Origin of the sequence: Rhodoferax ferrireducens, from assembly GCF_003347515.1 — a bacterium.
Classification (GTDB): Bacteria; Pseudomonadota; Gammaproteobacteria; order Burkholderiales; family Burkholderiaceae_C; genus Rhodoferax.
On sequence record NZ_QEII01000189.1, the window covers coordinates 1 to 258 of the forward strand.

Here is a 258-nt window from a genome sequence, read left to right on the forward strand (position 1 = left end):
TTCCCGAATTTCTGTTCATCCTGGAGGCGGCCAAGTGGACCGTGGCGCTGTCGCTGATTGCCTTCATTGGCGGCGCCATCGGCGGCCTGATCATTGCGCTCAGCCGCACCTCGCAGAACAGCGTGGCGCGCCTGCTGTCGGGGGCTTTCATCCAGGTCTTCCAGGGCACGCCCTTGCTGCTGCAGCTGTTTCTGGTGTTCTTCGGCGCGCCGGTGCTGGGGCTGGAAATCAACCCCTGGGTGGCGGCCGGCGCGGCGC

General features: G+C 66.3%; 1 protein-coding gene. It reads left to right on the top strand.

The genetic code is table 11. The features are described 5' to 3' along the window. The coding region (locus C5P05_RS02115) for an ABC transporter permease subunit (protein WP_232834274.1) at positions 1-258 on the top strand (258 nt) is incomplete at both ends.